This is a genomic window from Pantoea sp. CTOTU46764, from assembly GCF_031974595.1.
In the GTDB taxonomy this organism is placed as follows: domain Bacteria; phylum Pseudomonadota; class Gammaproteobacteria; order Enterobacterales; family Enterobacteriaceae; genus Pantoea; species Pantoea trifolii.
Map to the genome: position 1 here is coordinate 25148 of NZ_DALYOQ010000045.1, position 11557 is coordinate 36704.

Sequence of the window (11557 nt, forward strand, 5' to 3'; positions counted from 1 at the left end):
CTGTAACTCGCTGATATGTTAATACGTAACGATAAAAATTTAACACCTTGCTAAGGAAACCTTAATGCCTGCGCCATCACCGCGTTTGCCCAAAATCAGCGTTATTCAATCGTTCAAAGTGGCGGCGGAACTCGGCAGCCTGGCGAAAGCGGCTGTGCAACTGGCTTTAACGCCCGCTGCGGTGAGCCAGCAAATTCGCCAGTTGGAAGAACAATTAGGCAGCGCGCTGTTTGTGCGCACGCAAAGCGGTGTGATGCTGACGGAGATGGGCAAAGAGTATCTGCGTTATGTCACCGAAGCGTTTGACATTCTGCATCTCGGTCAGCAAAACCTGCGTCATGCGGCATCAACACCGCGTTTAACGCTCTATTCGCTGCCGGCGCTGGCCTCAAAATGGCTGCTGCCGAATATTGCGCAGTGGCGCGAGCAATGTCCTGATATCGATTTAGCGTTGCACGGCACGCATACGCAGGTGGATTTCAACGCCACGCCCGCCGATTTTGTTATCTGTTTCGGCGAAGATCGTTATCCGCAGTTGGATAAGCAGTTGCTGTTCCTGGATGAAGTGTTGCCGGTGGCGAGTCCGGCGCTACTGCAACGTTTTGCTGATCAGGATGTGTTGCAGCATGCGCCGCTGATCCACCTTGACTGGGGCAACGAAGGGCGCTTTTTACCCGACTGGCGCAGCTGGTTTCAGGCGAAGGGCATTGACGAACCTCCACCGCAGCCGTCGTTCAGTTTCAATCTCACCTCGCTGGCGATTGATGCCGCCGTGGCAGGCGCGGGCTTGCTGCTCGGTCAGCGGCGTTTGATTGCCAACGAATTGGCGTGTGGCGATTTAGTCATCGTCGATCCACTTAGCCTGCCGCTCAGCAAACCCTATTTCCTTGCCTGGCCGCAGCGTTCGCTCAGCCAGCCGGGCAGCGACGCGCTGATCCGCTGGCTCACGCAGCTAGCGGGTTAACGTACCCACTCGTAGGGTCGCCATTCATGGCGACCTGGAATAGAAAGGGAGTTCACCAATGATCGCAGATCTCAATTTCTGGCTCACCGCGCTGGTGGTCGGCACCACCATTTTGCTGTGGGCCAGCGCGCGTTTGCCGGAATACGTTACCGCGCTGCTGTTTTTCGCGGCGGCGATGTTGCTACAGCTGGCCCCCGCCAGCAGCGTGTTCAGCGGCTTTGCCTCGTCGGCTTTTTGGCTGGTGCTCAGCGGTTTTGTGCTGGGCGCAGCGATCCGCAAAGTTGGCCTGGCGCAGCGCTGGGCCAACTGGCTGGTGGTGCCGCTCAGCCAAAGCTGGCCGCGCATGATTGCAGGCACCGTGCTGCTGACGTATTTGCTGGCGTTCGTCATGCCCTCAAATATGGGACGCATCGCGCTGTTAATGCCGGTGGTGCTGGCGATGGGCGAACGCGCGGGAATCAAAGCGGGCAGCCGTGGCAGTATTGGCCTGGCGCTGGCGGTGGGATTTGGCACGTTCCAGCTCTCTGCCAGCATTTTGCCCGCCAACGTGCCGAATCTGGTGCTGAGCGGCGCGGCGGAAAGTGCGTATCACCTGCATCTGCAATGGTTGCCGTGGTGGTGGCTGCATATGCCGGTGGTGGGCATCGCTAAAGGATTGTTGTTGATTGCTTGCCTGCTGTTCCTGTTTCGTGCTCAGCCCAAAGCGGTGCAACAACGCGACAGCTTAACTGCGCTCAGCCGCAGCGAGTGGCGCTTGATTGGCCTGCTGGCGGTCACCTTGCTGCTGTGGATGACCGACAGCGTGCACGGCTTACCGGCTGCATGGGTAGGATTGGCCGCCGCCTGCATCTGTTTGCTGCCGCGCGTGGGGTTTATCTCCAGCGAGGACTTCGCCAGCGGGGTGAATTTCCGCACCTGCATCTACATTGCCGGGATTCTCGGCGTCGCCACGCTGGTGGTGGATTCCGGTCTGGGACGGATGATCGCCAACGCGCTGCTGAGCGTATTGCCGCTGCAGGATCATCCCTCTTTTAGCAATTTCGCGGTGCTTAATGCGCTGGTATCGCTGCTAAATTTTGTGCTCACCGCCAACGGCGTGCCGGCGATGGTGACGCCGATGGCGCAAGAGCTGGCGAACGCGTCCGGTTTTCCGCTGCTCACCGTGATCATGTTGCAGGTGTTTGCCTACGCTACGCCGCTGGTGCCGTATCAGGCGTCGCCGGTGGTGGTGGCGATGGGACTCGGCAATGTTCCGGCGAAGGCCGGTTTGCAGCTGTGCGCGCTGATTTTTCTGCTTAGCGTGGTGTTGCTGTTACCGCTGGATTACCTGTGGTTTCGGCTGCTAGGCTATGCCTGATATCTCTGCGTGAGAATGCTTATGCCAGCCAATAACGATTGGGTTGATTTTCGTCGTGACGATGAGACCGGAATTGAAAGCGTCAACGCGCATTTTCGCGGACACGCTTACGATCCGCACGATCACGACGAACTGCTGGTGGGCGTGACGCAGCAAGGTTTACAACGCTTCAACTGCCACCGTTCGCTGCACACCAGCACACCGGGTCGGGCGATTTTGATCGAGCCGGGCGCGGTTCACGATGGACACGCGCCGGACGCCGAGGGTTTCACCTACGTGATGCTTTATCTGCCGCAGAGTTGGGTGGCGGAGATGATGCAGCGTCGCGGATTGGGCGATGTGTCGAATATCGAAGGCGCTTTTCGCCACACATTGACGGACGATGCGCTGTTAGCCAGCGCCATTCAGCAAGCCTGGTTTGCGGTGCATCAGGGCGAAGGGCGGTTGGCGCGCGATCAAAGTCTCGATCACTTGCTTACCATGCTATCGCGCCATCTGGATACCAAACCCAGCGTGCAGCACAGCGAAGCGATGCGTCAGATGCAGCTGCTGCGCGACTATCTGCACGATTTTATGGCGCAGGATATTGGACTGGATGAGCTTTCGCGCCTTTCCGGCATCGATCGTTTCCGCCTGACGCGCCAGTTCAAACAGGCGTTCGGTCAATCGCCGCATGCCTATCTGGTTCGTTTGCGCTTACGCAGCGCACGCACCTTGCTGGCACAGGGCATTGAGCCGGTAAACGTTGCAGCGCAGGTAGGATTTGCCGATCAAAGCCATCTCGGCCGCTGGTTCCAGCGCGCCTATCGCATGACGCCCGCCGCTTATCAACGTCAGTGCACAAACGTTCTATACGCTTCCCCGTCCGCTCTTAGATGATGAGGTTTTCGTTGTCATTGGAGAGTTGTTGCAGATGTTTGATACCAAAATCGCCCTGATCGTACGTGATGATTTAGCCACCTGGCAGCGCCTGAATGTGGTGGCGTTTCTCGCCACTGGCGTAGCGTCCGCCGCGCCCGAGATGATGGGCGAACCCTATGTTGATGCCAAAGCGCGTCACTACGGCAACATGGCGGGCCAGCCGATGCTGGTGTTCGCCGGGGATTTAGCCGGTTTGCAGCGCGCGCATCGTCAGGGATTAGAGCGAGAGTTAACCATTATTCCTTATGTGGAAGCGATGTTCTCCACCGGCCACGACGCGGCGAACCGCGAAGTTTTTATGGCGGAGGATGCCGATAATTTGAATCTGGTCGGCATTGCGCTGCGCGGTCCAAAGAAAGCGGTGGATAAGGCGATCAAGGGATTGGCGTTGCACGGGTAGTGCGGGTTTTCCCTCACCCTAACCCTCTCCCGCATACGGGAGAGGGAACCGAATGTGCAGTTTAGCGGCTAATCATCCCCTCTCCCTCTCGGAGAGGGCCAGGGTGAGGGCGGCGCTAGCAAACAAACCTATCCGCCGCGCTCAGCAACAAATCTTCCCGTCCTCGCAGCGCCAGCAGCTCCAGCCCAATCGGCAAACCCTCATTGCTGAATCCTGCTGGAATGCTGATCGCCGGCGCGCCGGTCACCGCTGAAATTAGCGCGTTGCTGCCTTCCTGCATCTCGCCGTGCTTAACCGGCGCACGACGCACTACTGGATAAGCCAGCAGATTGATTTGCTGTGCCGCGAAAAATTCAGCCAGCTGCTGATACAGATCGCGCTGACGCTGCTGCACCTGCGGATAACCTTCACTCGCCACGCCCGGATGCTGCGCCCGCGTGGTAAACACCGTTTCCAGCTGAGGATGGTAGCGCTTTGACGCCACCACTTCTGCCAGCGTGCGACTCTGTGCCTGCGGTTTATCTTCCAGATATGCCGCCAGCGCGCCGGCAAATTCGTAGCCAATGATATTGGCGTCAGCTGCTAGCGTTTCCAACTGCGGATAACTCACCTCACGTGGCGCGAAATCCGCCAGCGCCGCGCGCACCGCCTGATTAATCTCGTTTTCATCGGCAGCAAACCCTTCCAGCCAGATGCCGATGCGCAGCGGCTCATCGCTTTCGGCAAACTGCTGCCCGCTCAAAATCTCAGATGCTAACCGTAAATCCTCTGCTGAGCGTGCCAGCGGGCCGGGAATATCCTGAGTTGGCGACAGCGGCACGAAGCCGTCGGTGCTGATGGCGCCGCGCGTCATGCGCAGTCCAAACAACGCATTAAACGCCGCCGGAATGCGCACCGATCCAGCGGTATCGCTGCCGATCGCCAGCGGCACATAACCGGCCGCAACCGCCACGGCGGAACCGCTGCTCGATCCGCCCGGCGAGCGGCCTTCAACCCACGCATTGTGGGTAAAACCGCTCAACGACGACGCGCCGGTAATGCCCGCCGCCAGCTCATGCATGGCGGTTTTGCCGATCAGAACCGCGCCTGCCTTTCTTAGTCGGGTCACCAGCGGCGCATCGTCGCTGGCGATAACCTCACGTAGCAGCACCGAACCGGCGCTGGTCGGCCAGCCTTGCACTTCGATATTGTCTTTGATCAGCACCGGAATCCCTTCCAAAGGTCCCGCCACTTCTCCGTGCTGACGACGTGCATCGCTGGCGTCCGCCGCTGCCAGGGCTTGTTCGGCAAACAGCCAGGTAATGGCGTTGTAGCGCGGTTGATCCACCTCGCCAATGCGCTGCAGCGCGTAGGTGGCTAACTGGCGAGCGCTCACCGTGCGCTGCGTCAGCGCCTGCTGTAAATCGTTAATCGACGCGGTGAGATAATCGGCGTATTGCATCAGGTTAAACCTCCAGCGGAATCCATTGCCCGTCGCGCGTGACGCGTCCGCACGAGCTGCCATTAAAGTGGGTGCTGAACCAGATTGCCTGATGTTGTGCGCACCAGTCCACCACGCGTTGCCGCGACGTTGCCGCCAGCGCTTCATCCTCGCAAAACAGTGAGTTCCAGTGTGGATACTGAAACTGGATGGCATTGTGCATCACGTCGCCGGCAAAGATGGCCGATTCACCGGCGCTTTCCAGCACGATTGAGGCATGATCGCCACTGTGACCCGGCGTGGAGAGATAGCGCAGCACGCCCGCAAACAGCGGGGAATCCTGCACGTTGATGGTCTCAAGCTGTCCGCTCTCCATCAGCGGCAGAATGCTATCGCGATAGAGTTCCTGCGCCGCTGGATTCTGCTGGCAATGCGCCAGTTCCCGCGCCGAGCAGATATAGCGTGCATTCGGGAACATCGGCTGCCATTCACCGTCTTGTTGATGGGTGTTCCAGCCAACATGATCGGTATGAATATGTGTCATCAGTACCAGCGTCACTTCTGCCGGATCAACGCCCGCGAGCGCCAGGTTTTCGGCATACGGCGTATTCAACTGATGGAACAACGGTTTGTTATCGCGATTGCGGCCGTTGCCGGTGGCAGTATCGATGATGATGGTGTGTTCGCCGGTTCGCACCACCCAGCTGTAAATCGACATTTCAGCAGGTTGATTGGCTAATTCATCACTCATTTCCGCGCGATGCGGCGTAAACAGCACGCCGATTGGGAAGATGGCGGTTTGTTCGCTCACTTTGGTAATCAGGCAATCGCCGACGCGAGTCATCATGAGGTGCTCCTTATTGCCTGGTTGCAGCGAAGAAGCCTCACTATACTGGCGGCACGATCATTATTTAAATCGATTAAAATTATGCAAAGCATCAACGAAAATGATTTTGCCCGCATCGACCTGAATTTACTGCCTGAGTGCCGCGCCCGTACCAATCAGCATGCCGGATTATGAAGTGTCGCTGCTGTGGCACAACGCGCGCAGCGAAGATGCCGCCAACCACTGGCTAAGGGAGATGCTGCGCGGGTTGATAATGAGTAAGCCGATTGGATAAGGTCGCCATGAATGGCGACCCTACGACAGGGCGGCGGGAATTCCGTAGGGTCGCCATTTATGGCGACCGACATGCAGACCTGCTCGCTTACCACGGCACCTCGCGGCCTAAATAATCCAGATAATGGATTCCGCGCCGTCCGGCGTAACTTTCCATGGTATTCAGCAGATTCGGGATGCTCTCCTCAATGGTCAGGCGCGCTTCCGGGCCGCCCATATCGGTGCGCACCCAGCCGGGTGCCATCAGCAATAATGTGCGTTCGCCGCCACTGCGTGCGGCGAAGCTGCGCATAAACATATTCAGCGCCGCTTTGCTGCCGCGATACACCTCGTAATTACCGTTGGTGTTGTTGGTCAAACTGCCCTGGCCGGATGACATCACGGCGATGGTGCCGCTGGGCGTGACGCAATCCTTGAAGGTCTCGATCACCCGCAGCGGACTTAGCGCGTTGGTCACCATCACGCGGTTAAACTCACTGGTTGAGACATCGGCGATGGTTTCGCGATCGTCATTTTTCACGCCCGCGTTAACAAACAGCATGTCGAACTGGCGATCTGCCAGCCGTGTATACAGCGTTTTGACCTGTTCGGGTTCATTGATATCCACGCTTTCTACCGTAAGTTGTGCGGGGAAGCGATCGGCCAGTTGCTGTAAATTCCCTGTCGAATTTTCACGTCCGGTGGCGACCACCTGATAACCGCGCTGCAGCATGGTTTCCGCCAGTGCCAAACCCAATCCACGCGATGCGCCAATCAGTAAAATGTTCATGTTGTTCTCCTCGGTGTTTGCGATGGATAGAGTGTAGCGCCGGGTGAGGGCAGGCGGAACGCGCAGCATTGACAGTATTAACCTGCGCCAAACGCCTTGTCTCGATGCGTCGAATCGGCGAGGATAAACCGCATGAATGATGCCGATCTCAACCTGTTAATTGCTTTGGATGCGCTGCTGATTGAAGGCAGCGTGATTGGCGCTGCGCGTCGCTTAGGCTTAAGCGAATCGGCGATGAGCCGCACGCTGGGACGCTTACGCGCCACCACCGGCGATGCGCTGTTAGTGCGCGCCGGGCGCCAAATGGTACTGACACCTTATGCCGAAGCGATCCGCGAGCGCACGCATCACACGGTAAGTGAAGCGCGTGCGGTATTAAGCCCTACGGCGCAATCGCTGGATTTGCGTCAGCTGGATCGCTGCTTCACCCTGCGCACCAATGAGGGATTCGTCGAAGCCTTTGGCAGCGCGCTGATCGCTGCCGTGGCTGAACAAGCGCCGCACGTGTGGCTCAGTTTTGTGCCCAAGCCAGAGAAAAGCGCGCGCGATTTGCGCGAAGGCAACATCGATTTGGAGATTGGCGTGCTGGGCAATATGGGCCCGGAGATTCGTTTGCAGGCGCTGTTTCGCGATGACTTTGTCGGCGTGGTGCGCGCCGGACATCCGCTCACGCAGCAGCTGGATATCGCACAGTTCGCCGCTTTTGGTCATATCGTGGCGTCACGGCGCGGTGAGCTGGGTGGGCCGATTCATGATGCGCTGCGGCAGGCCGGATTAACGCGCAAGGTCGCGGCGCTGGTACCGGCATTTTCCAGCGCGGTGGCGCTGGCGCAGGATTCAGATCTTGTCGCCTTAGTGCCGCGTTCGCTGTTTCTGCATCATCCGTTAATCAAAAACAGCAATTCGTTAGCGATGTTTGAATTGCCGTTCGCCACGCCGGAAATGACCGTGTCACAGCTGTGGCATCCGCGACTGGAAAACGACGCCGCGCACCGCTGGCTGCGTGGTGTGGTAAAAGACGTTTGTCAGCCGCCGCGCACCGAACCGCGCCACACCACATCGGCCTGATACAGCAGACTGTCGTGCTGCTGTTCACCTTGCGGCGTGAAGCCGGTTTCCTCCTGCTCGGTTTGTATCAGCCACTTCACTGCATCCTGCGCGAACTGCTCAACCGGCTGGGAAAAGGTGGTGAGATTATAGGAAGACCAGCCAGCCTGCGCGATGTTGTCGTAGCCGATCAAACAGAGATCTTCCGGCACGCGCAGGGCAAAGCGGTGACGCGCTTCATCCATAAAGCCGCAGGCCACCAAATCGGTGACGCAAAACACGCCGTCTGGCCGCTGATGACGCGTCAGCAAGCGGTGCGCCAGGATCTGGCCGCTCTCATACGATGTGGTGCCAAAGCGTTCCACCGTCACGCTCAATCCCGCACGTTCCGCAGTCGCGACAAAGGTGTCTTCACGCTTTTTTAGGCTCGGCGTGCCCGCCAGCGAATTGGCAAACGCCAGATGCTGACAACCGGCGCGCTGAAACGCCATCACCGCCGTTTGTGCAGCGCTCTCTGCATCGAGATTAATGCTAAGCGAACCCGGCAGCGCTTCATCGCGGTTGATCAAAATGATGCGCTGGCCGTGCTTATAACACTGGCGCGTGATGGTGCGATCCGGCATGCCGGAGAGAATGATCGAGGCATCGGCGCGGAAATTAATCGCCTGCTGCAGTGCCGCTGAAACGCTGTTATCCGAGCGATCGGTGTTGATCAGCATCGCCACTTTACCCGCTTCCTGCAAAAACTGCGTCAGCCAGCGCACCAGGCTGGCGCGATAGGGCGTGGCGATTTCCGAGACGATCAGGCAGACAATGCTGCTGCGATTGCTTACCAGTCCACGCGCCAGATGATTGACGTGATAACCCAACTCTTCCGCTGCCTTCATCACTCGTTCACGCGTTGCCGGTGACACGCTGGCGCCCGGCGTAAACGCGCGCGATACCGCCGAGCGCGAAACGCCCGCGCGCTCAGCGACATCCTGCGCACTGACCACCGTTTTCTCATGCTGCATGCTCAACACCTCTTCACAATCTGGCTGCCACTGAGTCTGCCTCAGATTGCAAAGCTGTGCAAACCGCTTTAGATCTCATTTGTTGCATTTTTGTGACATCGCCTAACAATTGCGCAGCGTGGTGTTTGACAGGACATTTCTTGTTCATTACTACTTTGCACACACGTGCAAGAAAAGGTGCCAATGAAGCACCCACCCTACAATCCAGGAGAACACTATGCGAGTCACCTCAATGGCCATCGCGCTATCCCTCTGTTGCACTGCACTGCCGTTTGCCGCGGGCAATCTGAATATGGTTTGCTCCGCCGATGTGGTGGTGTGCGAGCACATGACCAACATCTTCAGCAAGGCGCATCCGGATATCAAAGTCAGTATGGTGCGCCTCTCAGCGGGCGAAGCCTATGCACGTCTGCGCAGCGAAGCACGTAATCCGCGCACCGATATCTGGTGGGCGGGCACCGGCGATCCGCATATGCAGGCGGCGGAAGAGGGGCTGACGCAGCCATACAAATCGCCGCTGCTCGATCAGCAGCAGGATTGGGCGCAGAAGCAGGCGGAAAACTCCAATTACCGTACGGTGGGCATTTACGCCGGCGCGCTCGGCTGGGGCTACAACACCAAACTGCTGGAGTCGAAAAAGCTGAAAGAGCCGAAATGCTGGGCCGATCTGCTGGACCCAAGCTTCAAAGGAGAAATTCAGATAGCCAACCCGAATTCGTCGGGTACCGCCTACAACACGCTGGCGACGCTGGTGCAGATCATGGGTGAGGATAAAGCCTTTGATTACCTGAAAAAACTCAACGCCAATATTTCGCAGTACACCAAATCCGGCTCGGCACCGGTGAAATCGGCGGCGCGCGGTGAAACCACCGTTGGCATCGTGTTTATGCATGATGCGGTGGCGATGGAGGTGGACGGTTTCCCGATCAAGACCGTCGCGCCGTGTGAAGGCACCGGCTATGAGATCGGTTCGATGTCGATTGTCAAAGGGGCACGTAACCTCGCCAACGCCAAAGTCTGGTACGACTGGGCGCTGAGCGCCGAAGCGCAATCGCATATGAAAGAGGCCAAATCCTTCCAGCTACCGTCGAACCGTAATGCGGAGATTTCGCAGTATGCGCCGCGCTTTGAGAACATCAAACTGATCGATTACGACTTCAAGACCTACGGGGATTCGGCCAAACGTAAAGCGTTGCTGGGACGTTGGGACAAAGAGATCGGTGCCAGCGCGCAGTGAGAACGGTGCGGTTTGTGGGAAGGTCGCCATAAATGGCGACCCAACAAAACCTGATGAGTCCCGTAGGGTCGCCATTTATGGCGACCTGGTTAAGCACCGCACAAAAACCCGAATTCGAGGTATGTGATGAATGCAAATAATCGCCGTCTGGCAGGCGCGCTGATCATCGGCGCAGTGGCGTTACTGCTGCTGCCGTGGTTCAGCCTGGAAGCCGGTTTCTTCAGCAGCGGCTGGCTAACCAGCCTGTGGAGCGTCAGCGCCAACGCGCCCGCGCTGTGGCAAGTGGGTGAACATCCGTGGCTGCTTATCGCCATCGCGCTGTTCGTGCTGTGCGCCGGTTGCGGCATCTTGCCGGGCGCGGCGCGCAGCCGTTTGCTGCTGCTGTTCAGCGCGCTTGGCGTGCTGTTCCTCATAATCGAAGGTCACGCCATTGGCTACAGCGGCTGGAGCTGGCTGTGGCTGGAAAATCGCTTCGGCGCGCTCGCATCGGGGCAACCGGCGATGGGCGCGGGTGCGCTGCTATTGCTGACCACTTTCCTGCTGCTGTTCTCCTTTGCGCTGGCCGAACGCGGCGTAATGAAAGGTGATGCCTTTGTGGTGGCGTCGCTGGTGCTGCTCACCGCGCTGGTGAGCATCTTCGTGCTTTATCCGGTGCTGAGCATGTTTGTGGTGTCGGTGCAGGACGTGGACGGCAGCTTCAAGCCGGATGGCTTAATCAGCAACATTCAGGACCCGTCGATCTGGAGCCTGTCCTGTTTGTCGGGCGGCACCTGCGGCACCGCGTGGCGCACCTTGTGGCTGGCGCTGATGACCGCCGCCGGCTCAACGCTGCTGGGTTTAGCGTTTGCCTTAGCCGCCACACGCACGCCGCTGCCGTTTAAGAAAGCGCTGCGCATGTTGACGATTCTGCCGATCATCACGCCACCGTTTGTGATTGGTCTGGCGCTGATCCTGCTGTTTGGCCGCTCCGGCGTGGTGACGGAACATCTGGCGGCGCTGTTTGGCATCGAACCGGGCCGCTGGCTGTATGGCTTAACCGGCATCTGGATCGCGCAGGTTTTATCGTTCACGCCAATTGCGTTTCTGGTGCTGATTGGCGTGGTGGAAGGCGTCAGTCCGTCGCTGGAAGAGGCGTCACAAACGCTGCGCGCCAATCGCTGGCGCACCTTCACGCGCGTCTCGCTGCCGTTGATGGCACCGGGTTTAGCCAATGCTTTTCTGATCAGCTTTATCGAAAGCATGGCCGATTTCGGTAATCCGATGGTGCTGGGCGGCAGTCACGGTGTGCTCTCCACTGAGATCTTCTTCT

11 protein-coding genes are annotated in these 11557 nt (G+C 58.3%); 7 read left to right on the top strand and 4 right to left on the bottom strand.

Annotated elements, in window-relative coordinates:
- Window positions 1–64 precede the first annotated feature (64 nt).
- The 4 genes from RTM06_RS15075 to RTM06_RS15090 are packed head-to-tail and all read left to right on the top strand — an operon-like array spanning window position 65 to window position 3642.
- Entirely contained in the window at window positions 65–964 is a 900-nt protein-coding gene (locus tag RTM06_RS15075) for a LysR substrate-binding domain-containing protein (protein ID WP_312183256.1), read from the top strand.
- A gap of 58 nt (window positions 965–1022) precedes the next feature.
- A complete protein-coding gene (locus RTM06_RS15080) occupies window positions 1023–2321 on the top strand; it encodes an SLC13 family permease (protein WP_312183258.1) in 1299 nt (432 codons plus the stop codon).
- Window positions 2322–2342: 21 nt separating this feature from the next.
- Complete coding sequence (locus tag RTM06_RS15085) at window positions 2343–3200, top strand: AraC family transcriptional regulator (protein ID WP_061719117.1); 858 nt, start codon at window positions 2343–2345, stop codon at window positions 3198–3200.
- A gap of 34 nt (window positions 3201–3234) precedes the next feature.
- A complete protein-coding gene (locus RTM06_RS15090) occupies window positions 3235–3642 on the top strand; it encodes a DUF2000 family protein (RefSeq protein WP_061719118.1) in 408 nt (135 codons plus the stop codon).
- A gap of 115 nt (window positions 3643–3757) precedes the next feature.
- Here the strand turns inward: RTM06_RS15090 and RTM06_RS15095 are convergent, their stop codons facing one another.
- From RTM06_RS15095 to RTM06_RS15105, 3 genes are all read right to left on the bottom strand, one after another.
- The gene (locus tag RTM06_RS15095) at window positions 3758–5083 is read right to left on the bottom strand and encodes an amidase (RefSeq protein ID WP_312183260.1); all 1326 of its coding nucleotides are present in this window, start codon (window positions 5081–5083) and stop codon (window positions 3758–3760) included.
- Between the two features lie 4 nt (window positions 5084–5087).
- Complete coding sequence (locus RTM06_RS15100) at window positions 5088–5909, bottom strand: MBL fold metallo-hydrolase (RefSeq protein WP_312183262.1); 822 nt, start codon at window positions 5907–5909, stop codon at window positions 5088–5090.
- 361 nt (window positions 5910–6270) lie between these two features.
- Window positions 6271–6951, bottom strand: a complete 681-nt coding sequence (locus tag RTM06_RS15105; RefSeq protein ID WP_312183264.1) for an SDR family NAD(P)-dependent oxidoreductase — start codon at window positions 6949–6951, stop codon at window positions 6271–6273.
- A 132-nt stretch (window positions 6952–7083) separates the two neighbouring features.
- Here RTM06_RS15105 and RTM06_RS15110 point away from each other — a divergent pair, with 132 nt between their 5' ends.
- Window positions 7084–8019 (top strand): LysR family transcriptional regulator, encoded by a 936-nt coding sequence (locus RTM06_RS15110; RefSeq protein ID WP_312183266.1) that lies wholly within the window; start codon window positions 7084–7086, stop codon window positions 8017–8019.
- Here RTM06_RS15110 and RTM06_RS15115 read toward each other — a convergent pair.
- Window positions 7977–9011: a LacI family DNA-binding transcriptional regulator gene (locus RTM06_RS15115; protein WP_312183267.1), complete on the bottom strand. Its 1035-nt coding sequence runs from the start codon at window positions 9009–9011 to the stop codon at window positions 7977–7979. The two genes, RTM06_RS15110 and RTM06_RS15115, sit on opposite strands and share 43 nt — an antisense overlap.
- Window positions 9012–9228: 217 nt before the next feature.
- Between RTM06_RS15115 and RTM06_RS15120 the strand changes: the two genes are divergently transcribed.
- Complete coding sequence (locus RTM06_RS15120) at window positions 9229–10248, top strand: ABC transporter substrate-binding protein (RefSeq protein ID WP_312183269.1); 1020 nt, start codon at window positions 9229–9231, stop codon at window positions 10246–10248.
- Between the two features lie 126 nt (window positions 10249–10374).
- On the top strand, window positions 10375–11557 hold a 1183-nt coding region (locus RTM06_RS15125; protein ID WP_312183271.1), incomplete at its 3' end, for an ABC transporter permease subunit.

Bases quoted from the DNA above. Each gene is read 5' to 3' on its own strand.
- RTM06_RS15080 (WP_312183258.1), top strand. From the start codon at position 1,023: ATGATCGCAGATCTCAATTTCTGGCTCACCGCGCTGGTGGTCGGCACC.
- RTM06_RS15085 (WP_061719117.1), top strand. From the start codon at position 2,343: ATGCCAGCCAATAACGATTGGGTTGATTTTCGTCGTGACGATGAGACC.
- RTM06_RS15115 (WP_312183267.1), bottom strand. From the start codon at position 9,011: ATGCAGCATGAGAAAACGGTGGTCAGTGCGCAGGATGTCGCTGAGCGC.
- RTM06_RS15105 (WP_312183264.1), bottom strand. From the start codon at position 6,951: ATGAACATTTTACTGATTGGCGCATCGCGTGGATTGGGTTTGGCACTG.
- RTM06_RS15075 (WP_312183256.1), top strand. From the start codon at position 65: ATGCCTGCGCCATCACCGCGTTTGCCCAAAATCAGCGTTATTCAATCG.
- RTM06_RS15090 (WP_061719118.1), top strand. From the start codon at position 3,235: ATGTTTGATACCAAAATCGCCCTGATCGTACGTGATGATTTAGCCACC.
- RTM06_RS15095 (WP_312183260.1), bottom strand. From the start codon at position 5,083: ATGCAATACGCCGATTATCTCACCGCGTCGATTAACGATTTACAGCAG.
- RTM06_RS15100 (WP_312183262.1), bottom strand. From the start codon at position 5,909: ATGATGACTCGCGTCGGCGATTGCCTGATTACCAAAGTGAGCGAACAA.
- RTM06_RS15120 (WP_312183269.1), top strand. From the start codon at position 9,229: ATGCGAGTCACCTCAATGGCCATCGCGCTATCCCTCTGTTGCACTGCA.
- RTM06_RS15110 (WP_312183266.1), top strand. From the start codon at position 7,084: ATGAATGATGCCGATCTCAACCTGTTAATTGCTTTGGATGCGCTGCTG.